The following is a 14,981-nucleotide window of genomic DNA, read 5'->3' on the forward strand; positions in this document are numbered from 1 at the left end:
AGAACCCGGCCCCGCAGCTGCGGGACCGGGTTCTCGACCGGCGGAGAATGGGGGATTTGAACCCCCGAGGGCGTTAACCCAACACGCGTTCCAGGCGTGCGCCATAGGCCGCTAGGCGAATTCTCCAATTGCTTCTGAATCAAAAGCAGGTACTAGACTACCTGACGTTTCGCGCATCACCCAAATTGGGGTTCGTAAGGCTTCGGCGCCCGGCATACACCCGGGACTGCCCGCACCGTTTCCCGCAATCCGCCTTAACCGGAAATGGACGCCCCCAACGCGCCCATTCCACTGGTACGCCGTTGAGCTGCCGGGTCCGGCCCCGTTCTGCCAGGCCACACAGCTCACAATCTGGAGATTGCCCCAATCGGTGTACATACCCATGATCGTGGGTGCCGGAGGGATAAGCAATGGAAATGCGGGCAATCAGCGGAACTTCGGCGCACAGTGGAATCATGACCGAGCTGCATGCCCTCGTGATCTACTCACCCCGAACCCACACGGAACAGGTCCTGGCTGCCATCGGTGACGCCGGTGCAGGAAGGATCGGGAACTACTCCCACTGTTCCTTCACGACTCCCGGAACCGGCCGGTTCACGCCGGAAGCTGGCGCCCGCCCTTTCCTCGGCTCAACGGGGACGCCGGAAGAGGTGGCGGAGGACCGGATTGAGTGCGTGGTCGACGAGCCGCTCCTGCCACGGGTCGTGGCCGCTTTGCGCGCCGCGCATCCCTACGAAGAGCCGGCTTTCATGAGCTGGCGCGTGGAGGGCTGGCGGCCGGGGCCCGATTCGAACCGTACCGGATGATCGGGTAAAGTATCTGACGGCCCCTCATGTGGCGTCATCCTGTTGAACTCCCCAGGACCGGAAGGTAGCAAGGGTAGGCGGGCTCTGGCGGGTGCATGGGGGGTCTTTACTATTCCCCCACAGGGCGGCAGGATGTCGGCCCGGATTGGTAGGGTTTTCTCTGTGACAGTTACTACCGCCCTCTACCGCAGATACCGTCCCGACTCGTTCGCCGACGTCATCGGTCAGGAGCATGTCACCGAGCCGCTCATGACGGCTTTGCGGAAAAACCGCGTCAACCACGCCTACCTTTTTTCCGGCCCAGGGGCTGCGGCAAGACCACCTCCGCCCGCATCCTTGCCCGTTGCCTTAACTGCGCGCAGGGCCCCACGGACACCCCTTGCGGCCAGTGCCCCAGCTGCATCGAACTGGCCCGCGGCGGCTCCGGCTCGCTGGATGTCATCGAGATCGACGCCGCCAGCCACGGCGGTGTTGACGATGCCCGTGACCTCCGCGAGCGGGCCACCTTCGCCCCCGTCCGGGACCGCTACAAGATCTTCATCATTGACGAGGCCCACATGGTCACGTCCGCGGGGTTCAACGCGCTGCTGAAAATCGTTGAAGAACCGCCGGAACACATCAAATTCATCTTTGCCACCACCGAGCCGGACAAGGTTATCGGAACCATCCGCTCCCGGACGCACCACTATCCCTTCCGCCTGGTACCGCCCGAACCCCTGATGGCGTACCTGGAACTACTGTGCAACCAGGAGAACGTCCCCGTGGCCCCGGGCGTCCTGTCGCTGGTGATCCGCGCCGGAGGCGGGTCGGTCCGTGACTCGCTGTCCGTCCTTGACCAGCTGATGGCTGGGGCCGGTCCCAACGGGCTGGATTACGAACTCGCGGTCGCGTTGCTTGGCTACACCCACGCATCACTCCTGGATGACGTGGTGGAGGCGGTAGCCGCCTCCGATGCCGCCACCGTTTTCCGCGCGGTGGACCGGGTCATCCAGACCGGCCACGATCCCCGCCGCTTTGTTGAGGACCTGCTGGAGCGCTTCCGCGACCTGATCATCGTCAAGGCCATGCCGGAGAGCGCCCACACCATCCTGCGGGGGATGCCGGCGGACCAGATTGCCAGGCTGCAGAACCAGGCGCACAACCTTGGTTCGGCCGAGCTGTCGCGGGCCGCGGACGTCACCAACACGGCACTCACGGAGATGACCGGGGCCACGTCCCCGCGGCTGCACCTTGAGCTGCTCTGCGCCCGGATCCTGCTGCCCACGTCCGACCAGAACGAGCGCGGCCTGGCGGCCCGGATAGACCGGGTGGAGCGCCGCTTCAGCTATGCCGGGAACGACGTCGATGCTCCCGCCGCCGCTGCCGCAACTGCCGCCCCCGCAGCCGCGCCGGCGGCCACGGCCGCATCCACCGCCGCACCTGCTGCCCCTGCCCCTGCCCCTGCCCCTGAGCGGAGCGGGACACCCGCGCCGCCGGGCGGGCAGCCCCAGCCGGTCGTCGCGGTCCAGCCGGCCGGACCGGATTCCACTGCAGTTGAACCGCGTCCCGCCGTCCCATCACCCGGCGGCCACGGTTCCCCCGAACCAGGTGCCAGGTCTCCCCTGACCCCTCCACGCGTGAGCACCAACGACTGGCCGGTTGAAGGACCAGGCCAGCAGTCGACTGGACGCCAGGTCGCGGAACGCCCGCCGTCCCACAGCCCCATGCCTGAACGCGCTGCACCCGAGCGACCTGCTGCTGCACGCCCGGGACCGGAACAGCGCGGACCGGAAAGCCCCGCCCCGGGGCGGGTTCCGGCAGTTGCCACGGCGGCTCCGGGAGCAGATACTGCTCCCCAAAAAGCTCCGCCTGCCGCTCCCCCGGCCATGGGCGACGTGGAGGTTCTCCGCCGCGCCTGGCCTGACGTGCTGCAGACGCTGTCCAGGATCAAACGCAGCACCTGGGCACTTGTGGAGCCCAACGCCCAGGTCAGCGCTTTTGACGGCGCCGTCCTGACCCTGTCATTCACCACTTCCGGTCTCGCCGGCGCTTTCGGGCGGGCCGACCATTCCGACAACCTGCGCCAGGCCATCCACAAGACGGTGGGGATCGACTGCCAGATCAACGCAGTTGCCGGTGGCTCCAGCCAGGCGAGCTCTGAACCAAACCCAAAAGCACCAGCCCGTCCGGCGGCCGCCCCCACTTCAGCTGATGTGGCGTGGGGCCTGGCCCTGCGCCAGCACCGGCAGCGCCTGCCCCGGCATCGGCCCCGGCGTCGGCATCGCCTGGCCCTTCCGCGCCTGCACCCGCTTCTGCTCCGGCGTCCGCCGAACAGGGAGCGCCCTCAGCCGCGTCCACCCGGACACCGGCTCCCGCACCTTCCACGCCGGTGACGGGCGCCGGCAATACGGCACCGACCCCTGTCACACCCGCACCCGGACCCGGACCGGGCAGCCCGGCGCACCAGGCAGGAGGACGCCAAACGGCGGCGCCGTCCCAGGAGACCCCTGCCCGCGCCGCAGGCGGCCAGAATTCCTACCCGGCCTTGGAGGGCGACTACTCCTACTCGGATGACGACTGGGGCCCGCCCCGGGATGAGGACGCTCCCCCGCTGGATGAAGAACCTCCGGCAGACTGGGAGCCTTCGGCTACACGTACGGTCAGCCGCACCTCTGCAGTTACGCCGGAACCGGCATATGAACCGGCACCGGCCGCAGCCCCTGCCGCCGCTGCACAGGCAGCCGCACAAAAGCCGGCAGCGGATACCGCCGTCCAGGACCCCTGGGCCCGGGCAGTCGAGCAGGCACCGGGTGTATGGGTGGTCGGAAACGAAAGCAACGTAGGACGTTTCTCCGCCTCAACCGCTGCGGACACCCCATCGCCCGCACCCGCTCCCCGCTACGAACCGGCCACGGCCCAGGTTCCCCGTCCATACCGGTCTCCTCGGCGGGTGCAGCCACGGAGCCCGACTGGGGCCTGGCCACGGTTCCTGCCCACCCGGATGCGGGCCAGGAACCGTCTATCCGGCAGGGGCGCGAATTTGCCGCGCCGTCTGCAGCGGATCCGGAAGGCGTCCGCGCCCCGGAGTACGCAATGGCGGCTGCTGCGCCCGGCGCCGGCCCGGCCACGCTTGCCCCGGTGCGACAGGCTCCCGCGGCTGCTCCCGCCGCCGTTCCTTCCAAGGCCGGCGCAGCCTCTCCAACCGCCGCCCCGTCACCGGGAACCGGTACCCGGCAAAGCCTCTACCAGCGGCTGTCCAACAGCCCGGAGGCTGAGGCCGGCCGCGCCAAGGCCCCGGCACGCGCGTCCGTGGCGGCGTCCACCTACGTGCAGGACATTCCTAGCGCCGACGATGAGACCATCGAGGAATCCGGAGTGTTCGGCCGTGCAGCGGTGGAGCGTATTCTGGGCGGAAAGCTGATCGAGGAGCGGTCCGCGGACGGAAGCCCCCTCCCGCCCCGGTACTGACCCCGCCATCCGGCCTGAACCGCTGTTGCATGACCCGCTGTCCATTCCAAGCTAAAGAGGAAACTGTGTACGAAGGTGCTGTCCAGGAGCTGATCGATGAGCTTGGACGCCTTCCAGGCGTGGGGCCCAAGTCCGCACAGCGGCTGGCGTTCCACATCCTTGAAGCGGATCCCCAGGACATGAAGCGGCTGGTGGACGCGATCACCACCGTCAAGGACCGGGTCAAGTTCTGCACCGTCTGCGGCAACGTCACCGAGCAGGAACTTTGCAATATCTGCCGCGACCCCCGCCGGGATCCCGCCGTCATTTGCGTGGTGGAGGAGTCCAAGGACGTGCTGGCGGTGGAACGCACGCGTTCGTTCCGCGGCCGGTATCATGTGCTGGGCGGGGCCATCAACCCGATCGCCGGCATCGGACCCGAGCAACTCCGGATCCGTGAACTGCTGACCCGGCTGAACGACGGCGCCATCCAGGAAGTCATCATCGCCACGGACCCCAACCTTGAGGGAGAGGCGACCGCCACCTACCTGGCGCGCATGCTCAAGACCATCGGCATCACGGTCACGCGGCTGGCGTCCGGCCTCCCCGTGGGCGGGGATCTCGAGTATGCGGATGAAGTCACCCTGGGACGTGCCTTCGAAGGCCGCCGCAACGCACTGACCTGATCCGTTCCGGCCGGCCAGGGCCGTTATGCCCCTTGAATAGGGTTCCGACGGCGCGCTGCAGCCGCGGCGGTGGCCAAAAGCGCGGCAGCAACGCCTGTCTGCAGGAGAAGGCCCAGCGCCGGCAACGGCAACCGCGGGGAATCCAGGCTACGCGGTTCACCATTGATACAGGGAACCGCGGTACCGTCCGCGGCTTGCTGCAGAGCCGCTGAAAGCCAGCCCAGCAGGTCGGCGCCGGCGCCCGACTCGCCGGCCAGCGCGACGAACACCACGGTGGGGCTGGCGGTAGCCAGCCACGTGACCCGTTCCGTCCGGTACAGCTCGACGGTTCCGAGGGCAATACTGCTGCAGTCATAGGCCACGGGGGTTCCGTCCGCTGCCCGCACCACGTTGAGGGCCACGGTCACCGGCTCCTCCGCCCGCACGGCCGGGACCAGGAAGGACGCGGCCGCGACCGTCCCGGCAACTATGAATACAGCCAGCGACCACCCCAAGAGCAGGCGCAGGAACCGGCGGCGCACCAGCGCTGCAACTGCGACTCCCATGCCAGCGAAGATGGCACCTTCCACCGCTGCCAGGCCCGCCGAGGTTGCCGCCAGGGCGCCGGGCAAGCCGGCGGCAGCCGCCTGCATCAGCAGCGTCAGCAGGATAAGCAGGGCGAACACCAGGCTCCGCAGCGCCGGGGCGAGCACTGCCGCGGGGAGCCTGCCGCCACGTTCGTGGCCGGCCGCCCCTCCCTGGGCGGACATGCCCCAATGAACTGCCGTCAGGGCCGCCGCGGCCGGAAGCAACGACGACGCCAGCACGTAGGTGAGCATCGGGACGGGCATCCATTCAGCTGAGTCCCCGCCAGGTCCGGGCAGGAGGACCAGTCCCGCGACTACCACCCAGGTGGCGCATAGGACCCCACTGCGACTGCCCAGAAGCGCAGGGTCCCCAGGCTGGCGGCCCAGTCGGCTGCACCCGCACGTACCTCTGCCCGGAGGCCGGGCCCCCCGCGCCGGGCTCCGCCGTCGTCATCATCTGCGGGCTGGAACCACTCGGCAGACCTCGGCCCTATCGGCTCGAAGTAGGGCTCCGGTATGGATTTGGCGCCGTACTGCTGCTCATCGGCCACGGGAGCCACCTTTCCAAGGACAGCCCCAGCCCCGGCTGTGGCCGGGAGGTACCCGGCCACCTGAATTTGCAACTGCCTCAATGGTGGTCCAGCGACGGAGGGCTGTCCAGATCCCAGCCCCGCCGCGGGAAAGCCCTGCTGCGGGCTGAGATTCGGTCACAATTCAACGCCTCGCATCAGGCGGCGATAAACTGTCCCGGGAAAGTCGCGCCGTTCCGGCGTCAGGCTGCCTGGCCTCAAGAACCAATCCAACGAAGGTACGCGCATGAGTACGCCCACTACCGAAGTGCACAACGCAACACAGCAGCAAGGGCTGTCCGCCGGCAGGGCGGTGACCAAACAGCTCATCGTGCAGAAGTTCGGTGGCTCCTCCGTGGCTGACGCCGACGGCATTAAACGCGTTGCCAAGCGCGTGGTTGACGCGCAGGAAGCCGGCAATGAAGTGGTGGTTGTGGTGTCTGCCATGGGTGACACCACCGATGAGCTCCTGGACCTCGCCGCGCAGGTGACCGATTCCGCTCCGCCCGTGAGATGGACATGCTGCTGTCCGCCGGAGAGCGCATCTCCATGGCATTGCTGGCCATGGCGATCAACAAGCTCGGTGCCTCCGCCCAATCCTTCACAGGTTCCCAGGCCGGCATGATCACCGATGGCATCCACGGCAAGGCCCGGATCATCGACGTCGATCCGCACCGCATCCGGACTGCCCTCGACAAAGGCAACATCGCCATCGTGGCAGGCTTCCAGGGCATGAGCCGCGCCACCAACGAGATCACCACGCTCGGACGCGGCGGCTCCGACACCACCGCCGTGGCACTGGCTGCGGCACTCGAGGCCGACGTCTGCGAGATCTACACCGACGTGGACGGCGTGTACACCGCAGACCCCCGGGTGGTGCCCTCGGCCCAGAAGATCGACACCATTTCCAGCGAGGAGATGCTCGAACTTGCCGCGTCCGGCGCCAAGATCCTGCACCTGCGTTGCGTGGAGTACGCCCGCCGGTTCGGCGTCCCGCTGCACGTCCGCTCCTCATTCAGCCAGCATGAAGGCACCTGGGTCATCCCCAGCGCCGAAGACAAGATCACCACTCAAGAGGGAGTTGCCTTGGAGCAGCCAATCATCTCCGGCGTTGCGCACGACCGTTCCGAAGCCAAGGTCACCGTTGTTGGCGTCCCGGACATCCCCGGCAAGGCCGCCGCCATTTTCCAAGTCATCGCCGACGCGCACTCGAACATCGACATGATCGTGCAGAACGTGTCCACGCATGGCACGGGCCGGACGGACATCTCGTTCACCTTGCCCATCGTGGAAGGGGCAGACGCCTTGGCGGCACTGCACTCGGCGCAGGACCAGATCGGCTTCGAGAGCATCGAATACAACGAGCAGATCGGCAAGCTCTCCCTCATCGGTGCGGGCATGCGCTCCCACCCCGGCGTTTCCGCCACCTTCTTCAAGGCGCTGTCCGACGCCGGCATCAACATCAACATGATCTCCACCTCGGAAATCCGCATCTCCGTGGTCACCCATGCCGACCTGCTGGACGAGGCCGTGCGCGTGATCCACAAGGCCTTCGACCTGGATGCGGACAACGAAGCCACCGTGTACGGCGGAACCGGCCGCTAAACCGGACCCCCGCAGAAACGCGCCGCAGCAAAGCCGGGCCGGCCTCCGTTCATTCGGAGGCCGGCCCGGCTTTTCGCTTGTCCCGCGGGCAGACAGGTCTTACATCATGGCCTCTCCCGCTCAAGGTCTTCGCGGCGGACAGCGTAGTGATGGCCGGACGAATCGGATTCCACTACAAAGTGCGAGAGGTCTTCCTCGGAAGCCTGTTCAAATGCATCGTGCTTGTGCACCACCGGCGCATCAGGGTCCAGCCGGGTGGCAGGTCCAAAGAAGAAGCGGAGCCTGTCTGTCGCGCCCATGAATCCGCTGACAATGCGTGCCATTGTTTCCCACCCCCTTCCCGCTGATCGGGGCAAAGAGCTGCTGCCTCCTGCGGGAGCCAGTGCCCCCATTTTACGCCCGAAGCCGGGAAAGGAGCGGGCCGAAAGGCAGTCCGTGGAGCCAGAGGCAAGGGCGCTACGCGGGTTGGGACATGTCAGCGCAGGGACTTATCTTCCGGGTTCCTGGGCACCACATAGGTGCTGCCGTCCGGCCGCGTGATGGTTTCCCACTGCTGGCTTTCAGCCTGGCGCTGCGCCAGCAGCTTCCGGTTCTCCTCCGTCATGTCGTGGACCAGGGAGGAGCGGTTCGCGGGACCGAAGATGGCCCTCAGCTTGCCGGTGGCGCGCATGAAGCGCTGCGACGCGTTGTCCTTGTTGTCCGGCTTGCCCTTGGCCACGCCCGGCTCCTTCCTTTCCCCTGGTCTTCTGTCAGCAAGTGTACGCTAATAGTTAGTGCACTAATAATTGGAGGACTTATGGACGCCCCAGCTCCGGCAGATATCAGCCAGGATGACGACCTGCTCCTGGAACACCAGCTCTGTTTCGCACTGACGGTTGCCGCCCGCAGCGTCGTTGGCGCGTACAAGCCAGTCCTGGAGAAGCTGAACCTGACCCACCCCCAGTACCTGGTGATGCTGAGCCTGTGGGAAACCAGTCCCAGGACCGTCCGCAACATCAGCGATGCCCTGGCCCAGGAGCCTGCCACCATTTCGCCGCTGCTCCGCCGGCTCGAGGCCGCCGGATACATCACCCGCCGCCGGGCGGACGGCAATGAGCGGGCACTCGCCGTCGAACTTACGCCTGCAGGGGCGGCGCTCAGGCAACAGGCTTTGGAAGTTCCCGGGACCATGATGGAACGGCTTGGCTTGACCCGAAGCCAGGTCATGGATCTGCATGCCTCCATGATGGGGCTCATTGCTGCCACCTCCGGCGGGACGCCGCAGCCGACGGAGGTGGCAGGTACTGTAAGGACGGAACCACCGGGAAGGCGCGATAGTGGAGCTAGAATCGAAGGGTGACTAGGGCGGTGCGCAGGACACGGCTGCAGATGGCAGGGCTGGCAATTGCTGCGCTGCTGATGTCCTCCTGCTCCCCCACGCCGGACGGCGGCAGCCCGGCCACGCCGTCGGTTGAGCCTACGTCCCAGTCCCCGACCACCAGCGCGGCGGTCGAGCCGTCCCCGGACACTGAAACTTCCGTTCCCGCGCCGTCGCCTGGAACTTCCCGCCCGGCTGGCGGGCCAGGCGAGGGCAATGCGGAGTTGGCCATCACCGTGACTCCAGCTGAAGGCGAACCCGCCGTAAACTACACCCTGGTGTGCCAGGCCGGCGTCCCTGCCGCCGAGAGCAGCCACCCGACCGCCGAGGCTGCCTGCACCGCCTTGAAGGAGAACGCCGCGCTGCTGAGCCCCGAACCCCGCGCGACGGACCAGGCGTGCACCGAGCAGTACGGCGGACCGCAGACAGCCATTGTTACCGGGGTGGTGGACGGCGTGCCCGTGGAGGCCGAATTTTCCCGCACCAACGGCTGCAAAATCAGCGCCTGGGACGCTGCGAAGGATGTCCTGGGTGCTGCCGGTGGAGCAGCTTAGGCTGCTGGCGGCCGACGAATGGCGGGCACTGGAGGAAGCCCACCAACAGCGCGTCAGCCGCTACGCCGACCCCTACCTGGCACGACGTTCCGCCGGCCAAAAGCACCCCGTTGAGGACTTCCTCTTCACGTACTACACCCAGAAACCCGGACAGTTACGGCGCTGGCATCCCGGCGCCGGGATGGTCCTGACGGGGGCGGACGCGGCCGCCCGCAGCGACTGGAAACATTACCGGACGCTCGACGACGGCGAACTCGCCTCCCTGGGGCTGCCGCCGGACAGCACCGCGGTGACCGTCGATGTGGCCGCCTTCCTTGACGACCGGCGGGACGCAGTGGATTTTGCCGGCATCATTTTGCGCGGCACCGCGGCACGGCCGGCGCAGTTTGGCTGCTTCGGCCTGCACGAATGGGCCATGGTCTACCACCAGGACAGGTTCGACCTGCGCCACGAGTACCTCCGGCTCCGCCTTGGTCCGGAGGGCACGGACAAGGTGGTGGAAGACAACCGGATCCGCTGCACGCATTTCGACGCCTTCCGCTTTTACACTCCCGATGCCGTGCCCCTGAACGAAGTCTCGCCGAGCCGCGAGACCCAGCGGCTCATGGAACAGCCTGGCTGCCTGCACGCCAACATGGACCTGTACAAGTGGGCCTACAAGCTGCTCCCGCTGCTTCCCAGTGAACTGGTGATGGACTGCTTTGAACTGTCCTGGCGGATCCGGGCCATGGACATGCAGGCATCCCCGTATGACCTTGCGGCATGGGGTTATCCCGCGATCCCCATCGAGACGCCACACGGCAAGGCCGCCTATGTGGAGCACCAGCGCTCCTTCGCCGCCGAGGCAGCTGTGCTGCGGGACAGGTTGGCCTTGGAACTGGCCGCGGCCTCGGCTCAGGTCCCACAATGATTGACCTGACCATCAGGCTCAAGGAGGACCCTGCCGGCGTCGAGTACGTGTTCCAGCTGAGGGCCCGGGACGGGGTTTTGTCCGGTGACTCCACCCTGCCCGACCCGACGGCGGCCCTTGCCGCAGTGGAGCAGTTCGGTGAGCAGGTGTTCCTTCCGCAGCCGGGACCGCCGCGGCTGTGTACCCAGCAGTACGGCGGACCACAGGTCGCCGTGGTCACCGGAACCTTCCATGGCCGCCAGGTGGAATCGGTGTTCACCCGGACGGACGGCTGCGAAATTTCCCGGTGGAATGCCATGGCACCCCTCCTGGGCGGGGGTCCCTTGGGCGGCGGCCGCGCCACCTGACCTCCCTCCAGGACGAAATGGCCCTGGCGGCTGGTAACCGCCAGGGCCATACGTCTTCTCAGGCTATGTCCGTCAGGCTGCGGGAACGGCCTGGGCCAGGGATATGGAGGGACCTGCGGCCGGTGCCGCAGCGCCCGGCGCACCCACCTGGACATTCACCCACGTACGGATCCCGTTTTCCCCAAGCTCAGGCGCGCCACGTGCGCGCCCGCGGTCAACCCGGTCCAGGACAGCGTGGCGGACGTGGCAGTGCCGTTCCGCGCCACGATCGGGTTGGGCTCCACCGTCAGGTTGCCGGCGTCGCCGGTGAAGGCCGCCGACTGCACGGAGGCGCTGGCGGGCCCGTTGTCCGGCGTGGAGTAAAGGTTTGCCACGATGTAGTACGTTCCTGCCCGCGGGGACTCAAGGTCCAGGAACTCGCTGGCGGCGGCCGTGGCCACCTGGGTGGCCGTCGAGTCCTCCGGAACCGTTCGGTGCGTACACCACCATGTCCCAGTCGACGTCCTCGGACTGGGCCTGGATTCCCATCCGGGCAAAGGAGGCCCCCTCAGGAACAGCCACCTGCAACAGCGCATTGTGCTCGTTGTTGACGGGTTCAAACCCGCCGGGTGTCTTGGTGATGGCGGTCTGGCTCAGCGGGGCAAGCCCCTCCACACCCACCGTGATGGGATTGTCCGAACCCGAGACCAGCTCCATGGTTCCGCTGCCGTTTCCGGCCGTGGAACTGAAGGAGAACGACGGTGCAATCTGCGCATCGACAGGGCGGACCGCGAGGGGGGAACTGACGGTGCGCGGCCCCTTCCAGGTGAGGGTTCCGGTGCTGAACTTGCCCGTGGGCGCGCCGGCGTTACTGATAGTGAGCGTCACTTCGCGGGTCTGGCCTGCCTTGGTGAAGTTCAAGGCCTTCGGCTCCACCTGTACATTGAAGCCCGGCATGCTGACCTCGGACCGGTACGTTCCCGGCACCAGTGCCGTCAGCTGGCGTTTCACCTGGACTTCCCCCACCAGGCTTCCCAGCGCGATGGACGGCAGGTTCAGGTCGCGGGCAGCTATGCTTCCGGCCTGCGGCGCGCCGGTGTCCACCCCCTGCCCGTTGAGGAAGCCCAGCCAGTCCCTGACGCCGGAGTTGTAGACGAGTCCCGGGTCCAGGACGCGGGTGGAGTCGATGTGGCCTGCGCCGCCCTGGAAGGGGTCGGTGTTCGCGGAGCCGTCCGGAGTGACCAGCGGGTAGGCGGTGGTCATCATCGCGGATTTGACCATGGCAGGGCTCCAAGTGGGCTGCTTGCTGAGCACCAGGGCGCCGAAGCCGGCAATATGCGGGGCAGCCATGGAGGTGCCGGACATGAAGCCGAACTGGTCGCCGTCGTTGCCGATGGTGGAAACGCCGGCCAGGACGTTAACCCCGGGGGCTGCGACGTCCGGCTTGAGCAGGTCCCCGCCGGACGCAAGGGAAGGCCCGCGGGAGGAGAACCCGGCAATCTGCGGCGCCGGGGCCGGTGGCTGGCCGGTGAGGTCACCCTTCACCAGGCTGACCGTCAGGGAAGGGTTTGCCTCCAGCTTGGACTTCAGCTCCAGGCTCCTGGGGGCGTTGACATGCACGGTGGGGAGCACGTGGTTGTCCGCATCCTCGGAGCTGCTGGTCAGGTTGACCAGGATCATGCCGACTCCGCCCTTGTCCTGGACTTCCTGGCTCTTGGCTGTCCGGTCCACAACACCCCGGTCGCAAACCACCACCTTCCCGGCCACCTTCGCCGCATCAAGCGACCCGGGAGCGCAGAGGTTGGCGTTCGTTGCTCCGGCCGCGGCTGCTGCCGCCGCAATGATCACTGGCTTGTCCGCCACTTCTGTCTTCATGATGGACGCGCCGCGGTAGAGCGAGCCGTCAGAGACCTTGACCGTGCCCACCAGGTCGCTGGGGAACGTGGAGGCGGCGACGGTGGTGAGCCAGGGTGAGGCATGGTTGACCGTGGAGGATGCAGGCCCGGAGTTGCCGGCCGAGGCCGAGACGAAGACACCGGCGGCAGCAGCGTTCAGGAATGCAAGCGCCACCGGATCGACGGTGCTGTTGTTGTTTCCTGAGATGGAGTAGTTCAGGACGTCCACCCCATCCTTGATCGCCGCTTCCACTGCCTCCACTGACGCGGATGAATAGCAGCCGCCCGTATCCGGGTTGTTGTCCTCCCAGCACACCTTGTAGACGGAAACTTTCGCTGCGGGCGCCACGCCGGAACTCCTGCCGAAGTCAGCACCGTCGATGACCTGCAGGACGCCGGCATTTCCCGCTGCCGTGGTGGCCGTGTGTGTTCCATGGCTGCCGACGTCCACCGGTGAGATAAGCTCTTCGCGCGCACGGTCCTGCGGAGCGACATATTGCAGGAACGAATCCGCAAAGTACCTCGCGCCGATCACCTTCGAGTTGCATTGCGATCCGTCGAAGGTTGCTCCGGATTTCTGGCCCTTCTGGCATTCGCCTTCGAAGGTGGTGCCGTCTGCTTAAGCATCGCGATCTTGCCGTCGGCGGTGCGGTAGGGGACGCCCGCCTGGGCGGGGCCCTGCAGCGGCTGCACCGGCTCGCCCTGCAGGAAAGGGTTGTCCGGCGCATAACCGGAATCGATGACTCCCACCACCACGCCCTTGCCCGCATTGGCTTCACCGCCGAACTGCTTGGCCCACACGCCGTCCGGGCCGGTGAGCTTGAGGAAATCCGTGGTGGTGTAGTCAGGAGCGTTCTCCACATCCGGCGCCACAGCCAGGACCCGGCTGTCCTTGGCGAGTGCCGTGGCTTGCGCAGCGGTGAGCCGGGCGCTGAAGCCGTTCAGGGCTGCCGTGTACTGCTTTGCGGGAGTGACGCCCTGGCTCGCCGCCACATCACGCTGTTGTTGGCGCAGGTACGCGTCATAAGCCTTGTAGTTTGGACTACCGGCATCCAGCTTCCTGCCCGTCTCGGGCCGGGTGGCGCCCAGGCCGGCAGTTTCCCCCTCATAGGCTGCTGCTGCGGCACCGGCCAGAACCACGATGTAGGGACCGTCCTTGAACTGCGTGGTTCCGGGGCTGGTGGCAGTCCCGTTGTCCATGCCGGCCGGCGCCGCGGTGGCAGGAGGTATGGCCAGCGACGCCAGGAGAAGCGGCAACCCGGCAGCCAGGGCCGCCGCCTTCCGGAGCCCCCCGCCCCGCATGGGGCTTCTTCCAGTTGATCTCACGTGCAACCCTTTCACGATGTACCGGCCCAGCCATGGGTGCGGGCCAGAAACGACTGGCATGGCACATCGATTTACAGATCTTGTAATGGATGAGACCAGCCGGTTCAAACAGTACAGAGTGAGAGCCCAATATGACATAGGCCACAGAGGGAAATTTTGCGGTTGTCACAAAGCCGTCCCGGCGTACGCCGGGGCATAAAAAAGGGCATCCCGAAGGACGCCCAATACACCGCGGCAGGAAGGGACCGGCTACTGCCGCGGCGTCCTGACCACCTCGCTGATCCACTGCCGGGTCTTCTCGTCAACGGGCCCGGCCACGCGGTTTTCCCTGGCAAGGCGGTCCGCTTTCAGTTTCTGCAGGACCATCCGGCCAAGTCCGGCGAACACGGCCGCGGCGACTACCGGCAACAGGACGGACTTCGAATTCTCTGCCATCCAGCAATCCTAGTGAAGCCGGTTCGGCAACTCCAGAACCTCCTGCGGACAGCCCGGCGATACCTGGTTGAGGGCCGCTTCCGGGCTCCGAAACCACCGAATACAGGCAGGCCGGTTCCGGCCGGTAGAATGATAGGGCAAGCTCGCGGAGCGCCCGTCCTCAACGTTGTCCAAGGCAGGACCACCATGCCCCTCAACACCCCGGCACGGCGTGAGACGGCACCACTCCGCTGCGCCATTACCCAAGCTCACGCACAGGAGTTACCGGATGCCCCGGATCGTTGTTGACGTCATGCCCAAGCCCGAGATTCTGGACCCGCAGGGGAAGGCGATCGTTGGTGCTCTCCCCCGGCTGGGCTTCACCAGCTTCAGCTCTGTCCGCCAGGGCAAGCGTTTTGAACTGACGGTCGACGGAGAGGTGACCGAGGCCATCCTGGCCCAGGCACGCGACGCTGCCGAGACCCTCCTTTCCAACCCCGTGATCGAGGACGTCGTCAACGTCGAGGTCGTCGAGGCCTGA

At 66.7% G+C, this 14,981-nt stretch carries 16 protein-coding genes, 1 tRNA gene, 1 other RNA gene and 2 pseudogenes; 11 read left to right on the top strand and 9 right to left on the bottom strand.

Annotated features, from left to right (window positions below):
- Positions 1-41 precede the first annotated feature (41 nt).
- Positions 42-126 (bottom strand) — tRNA-Ser (locus tag ACPEE0_RS17000).
- A 329-nt stretch (positions 127-455) separates the two neighbouring features.
- Between ACPEE0_RS17000 and ACPEE0_RS17005 the strand changes: the two genes are divergently transcribed.
- The 5 genes and pseudogenes from ACPEE0_RS17005 to recR all read left to right on the top strand — a co-directional run bounded on the left by ACPEE0_RS17005 (position 456) and on the right by recR (position 4,918).
- On the top strand, positions 456-806 hold the full coding sequence (locus ACPEE0_RS17005) for a hypothetical protein (RefSeq protein ID WP_035753075.1): 351 nt from the start codon (positions 456-458) through the stop codon (positions 804-806).
- Positions 807-821: 15 nt separating this feature from the next.
- Positions 822-917: signal recognition particle sRNA small type (ffs, locus tag ACPEE0_RS17010), an RNA gene on the top strand.
- A 21-nt stretch (positions 918-938) separates the two neighbouring features.
- Positions 939-2,908 (top strand): annotated as a pseudogene (locus ACPEE0_RS17015) (DNA polymerase III subunit gamma and tau); the annotation flags it as partial.
- Positions 2,909-3,878: 970 nt separating this feature from the next.
- Entirely contained in the window at positions 3,879-4,253 is a 375-nt protein-coding gene (locus ACPEE0_RS17020; RefSeq protein ID WP_424574926.1) for a hypothetical protein, read from the top strand.
- Positions 4,254-4,318: 65 nt separating this feature from the next.
- Positions 4,319-4,918, top strand: a complete 600-nt coding sequence (gene recR, locus ACPEE0_RS17025; protein ID WP_009359069.1) for a recombination mediator RecR — start codon at positions 4,319-4,321, stop codon at positions 4,916-4,918.
- Between the two features lie 23 nt (positions 4,919-4,941).
- Here the strand turns inward: recR and ACPEE0_RS17030 are convergent, their stop codons facing one another.
- Positions 4,942-5,736, bottom strand: coding sequence for a hypothetical protein (locus tag ACPEE0_RS17030; RefSeq protein ID WP_009359068.1), 795 nt, complete (start codon positions 5,734-5,736; stop codon positions 4,942-4,944).
- A gap of 62 nt (positions 5,737-5,798) precedes the next feature.
- Positions 5,799-6,035, bottom strand: coding sequence for a hypothetical protein (locus ACPEE0_RS17035; RefSeq protein WP_424574927.1), 237 nt, complete (start codon positions 6,033-6,035; stop codon positions 5,799-5,801).
- 265 nt (positions 6,036-6,300) lie between these two features.
- On the opposite strand from ACPEE0_RS17035, the pseudogene ACPEE0_RS17040 reads away from it, so the two are divergent.
- Positions 6,301-7,658 (top strand): annotated as a pseudogene (locus ACPEE0_RS17040) (aspartate kinase).
- A gap of 104 nt (positions 7,659-7,762) precedes the next feature.
- Here ACPEE0_RS17040 and ACPEE0_RS17045 read toward each other — a convergent pair.
- Both ACPEE0_RS17045 and ACPEE0_RS17050 read right to left on the bottom strand, forming a co-directional pair.
- The gene (locus tag ACPEE0_RS17045; protein WP_009359066.1) at positions 7,763-7,981 is read right to left on the bottom strand and encodes a hypothetical protein; all 219 of its coding nucleotides are present in this window, start codon (positions 7,979-7,981) and stop codon (positions 7,763-7,765) included.
- Positions 7,982-8,133: 152 nt separating this feature from the next.
- Positions 8,134-8,328: a hypothetical protein gene (locus ACPEE0_RS17050; protein WP_035753574.1), complete on the bottom strand. Its 195-nt coding sequence runs from the start codon at positions 8,326-8,328 to the stop codon at positions 8,134-8,136.
- Between the two features lie 126 nt (positions 8,329-8,454).
- Between ACPEE0_RS17050 and ACPEE0_RS17055 the strand changes: the two genes are divergently transcribed.
- Genes ACPEE0_RS17055 through ACPEE0_RS17070 form a run of 4 tightly spaced genes read left to right on the top strand, consistent with a single transcriptional unit; the run spans position 8,455 to position 10,826 of the window.
- Positions 8,455-8,997 carry a MarR family winged helix-turn-helix transcriptional regulator gene (locus ACPEE0_RS17055; protein ID WP_009359064.1) on the top strand — a complete coding sequence of 181 codons (543 nt, stop codon included), beginning with the start codon at positions 8,455-8,457 and terminating at the stop codon, positions 8,995-8,997.
- 29 nt (positions 8,998-9,026) lie between these two features.
- The gene (locus tag ACPEE0_RS17060; RefSeq protein WP_424575298.1) at positions 9,027-9,569 is read left to right on the top strand and encodes an SSI family serine proteinase inhibitor; all 543 of its coding nucleotides are present in this window, start codon (positions 9,027-9,029) and stop codon (positions 9,567-9,569) included.
- Positions 9,538-10,479, top strand: coding sequence for a hypothetical protein (locus ACPEE0_RS17065; protein WP_052014164.1), 942 nt, complete (start codon positions 9,538-9,540; stop codon positions 10,477-10,479). The genes ACPEE0_RS17060 and ACPEE0_RS17065 overlap by 32 nt, the downstream gene beginning before the upstream one ends.
- Positions 10,476-10,826: a serine protease inhibitor gene (locus tag ACPEE0_RS17070; RefSeq protein ID WP_424574928.1), complete on the top strand. Its 351-nt coding sequence runs from the start codon at positions 10,476-10,478 to the stop codon at positions 10,824-10,826. The genes ACPEE0_RS17065 and ACPEE0_RS17070 overlap by 4 nt, the downstream gene beginning before the upstream one ends.
- A 155-nt stretch (positions 10,827-10,981) precedes the next feature.
- Here the strand turns inward: ACPEE0_RS17070 and ACPEE0_RS17075 are convergent, their stop codons facing one another.
- The 4 genes from ACPEE0_RS17075 to ACPEE0_RS17090 all read right to left on the bottom strand — a co-directional run bounded on the left by ACPEE0_RS17075 (position 10,982) and on the right by ACPEE0_RS17090 (position 14,461).
- The gene (locus tag ACPEE0_RS17075) at positions 10,982-11,266 is read right to left on the bottom strand and encodes a hypothetical protein (RefSeq protein ID WP_424574929.1); all 285 of its coding nucleotides are present in this window, start codon (positions 11,264-11,266) and stop codon (positions 10,982-10,984) included.
- Positions 11,229-13,235 carry a S8 family serine peptidase gene (locus tag ACPEE0_RS17080; protein WP_424574930.1) on the bottom strand — a complete coding sequence of 669 codons (2,007 nt, stop codon included), beginning with the start codon at positions 13,233-13,235 and terminating at the stop codon, positions 11,229-11,231. The genes ACPEE0_RS17075 and ACPEE0_RS17080 overlap by 38 nt, the downstream gene beginning before the upstream one ends.
- On the bottom strand, positions 13,232-14,002 hold the full coding sequence (locus tag ACPEE0_RS17085; RefSeq protein ID WP_424574931.1) for a protease inhibitor I9 family protein: 771 nt from the start codon (positions 14,000-14,002) through the stop codon (positions 13,232-13,234). The genes ACPEE0_RS17080 and ACPEE0_RS17085 overlap by 4 nt, the downstream gene beginning before the upstream one ends.
- A 273-nt stretch (positions 14,003-14,275) precedes the next feature.
- Positions 14,276-14,461 carry a hypothetical protein gene (locus ACPEE0_RS17090; protein WP_009359060.1) on the bottom strand — a complete coding sequence of 62 codons (186 nt, stop codon included), beginning with the start codon at positions 14,459-14,461 and terminating at the stop codon, positions 14,276-14,278.
- A gap of 268 nt (positions 14,462-14,729) precedes the next feature.
- Here ACPEE0_RS17090 and purS point away from each other — a divergent pair, with 268 nt between their 5' ends.
- A complete protein-coding gene (gene purS / locus ACPEE0_RS17095; RefSeq protein ID WP_009359059.1) occupies positions 14,730-14,981 on the top strand; it encodes a phosphoribosylformylglycinamidine synthase subunit PurS in 252 nt (83 codons plus the stop codon).

Source organism: Arthrobacter sp. SD76 (assembly GCF_049726125.1).
Taxonomy (GTDB): Bacteria; Actinomycetota; Actinomycetes; order Actinomycetales; family Micrococcaceae; genus Arthrobacter; species Arthrobacter nitrophenolicus.

Bases quoted from the DNA above. Each gene is read 5' to 3' on its own strand.
- ACPEE0_RS17005 (WP_035753075.1), top strand. From the start codon at position 456: ATGACCGAGCTGCATGCCCTCGTGATCTACTCACCCCGAACCCACACG.
- ACPEE0_RS17020 (WP_424574926.1), top strand. From the start codon at position 3,879: ATGGCGGCTGCTGCGCCCGGCGCCGGCCCGGCCACGCTTGCCCCGGTG.
- ACPEE0_RS17030 (WP_009359068.1), bottom strand. From the start codon at position 5,736: ATGCTCACCTACGTGCTGGCGTCGTCGTTGCTTCCGGCCGCGGCGGCC.
- ACPEE0_RS17045 (WP_009359066.1), bottom strand. From the start codon at position 7,981: ATGGCACGCATTGTCAGCGGATTCATGGGCGCGACAGACAGGCTCCGC.
- ACPEE0_RS17050 (WP_035753574.1), bottom strand. From the start codon at position 8,328: ATGCGCGCCACCGGCAAGCTGAGGGCCATCTTCGGTCCCGCGAACCGC.
- ACPEE0_RS17055 (WP_009359064.1), top strand. From the start codon at position 8,455: ATGGACGCCCCAGCTCCGGCAGATATCAGCCAGGATGACGACCTGCTC.
- ACPEE0_RS17060 (WP_424575298.1), top strand. From the start codon at position 9,027: ATGGCAGGGCTGGCAATTGCTGCGCTGCTGATGTCCTCCTGCTCCCCC.
- ACPEE0_RS17065 (WP_052014164.1), top strand. From the start codon at position 9,538: ATGTCCTGGGTGCTGCCGGTGGAGCAGCTTAGGCTGCTGGCGGCCGAC.
- ACPEE0_RS17070 (WP_424574928.1), top strand. From the start codon at position 10,476: ATGATTGACCTGACCATCAGGCTCAAGGAGGACCCTGCCGGCGTCGAG.
- ACPEE0_RS17085 (WP_424574931.1), bottom strand. From the start codon at position 14,002: ATGCGGGGCGGGGGGCTCCGGAAGGCGGCGGCCCTGGCTGCCGGGTTG.
- ACPEE0_RS17090 (WP_009359060.1), bottom strand. From the start codon at position 14,461: ATGGCAGAGAATTCGAAGTCCGTCCTGTTGCCGGTAGTCGCCGCGGCC.
- purS (WP_009359059.1), top strand. From the start codon at position 14,730: ATGCCCCGGATCGTTGTTGACGTCATGCCCAAGCCCGAGATTCTGGAC.